The sequence below is a fragment of the Actinoallomurus acaciae genome (genome assembly GCF_042429965.1).
GTDB classification, from domain to species: domain Bacteria; phylum Actinomycetota; class Actinomycetes; order Streptosporangiales; family Streptosporangiaceae; genus Actinoallomurus; species Actinoallomurus acaciae.
Genome location: NZ_JBHLZP010000504.1, coordinates 5,761 through 6,108 on the forward strand (window position 1 = coordinate 5,761; position 348 = coordinate 6,108).

A 348-nucleotide genomic window follows, 5' to 3' on the forward strand; every position below is an offset into this window, starting at 1 on the left:
CCGATGCCGGGCGTACCGGACTCCGACGAGCCGTTCGTGCTGGTCGCCCGCGATCTGGCGCCCGCCGACACGGCACTCCTCGACCCCGCGAAGGTCGTCGCCTTCGTCACCGAGGAGGGCGGCCCCACCAGCCACACCGCGATCCTGGCCCGCTCCATGGGCGTGCCGGCCGTGGTCGCCTGCCCCGGCTGCACCGCGCTCGCCGAGGGCACCGTCGTGCTCGTCGACGGCGGTTCCGGCGACGTACGCCCCGATCCGTCCGCCGAGGAGGTCACCCGCGCCCGTACGGCCGCCAGCTCCTCCAAGGTCGCGCACGGCTGCTCGGCGTACTCCAGCTCACCCAGCGCC

The 348-nt window shown here is 75.3% G+C and carries 1 protein-coding gene; it reads left to right on the forward strand.

Going from position 1 to position 348, the window contains the following annotated elements; all coding sequences use genetic code 11:
• On the forward strand, positions 1 to 348 hold a 348-nt coding region (locus ACFFNX_RS40130; RefSeq protein WP_378211398.1), incomplete at both ends, for a PEP-utilizing enzyme.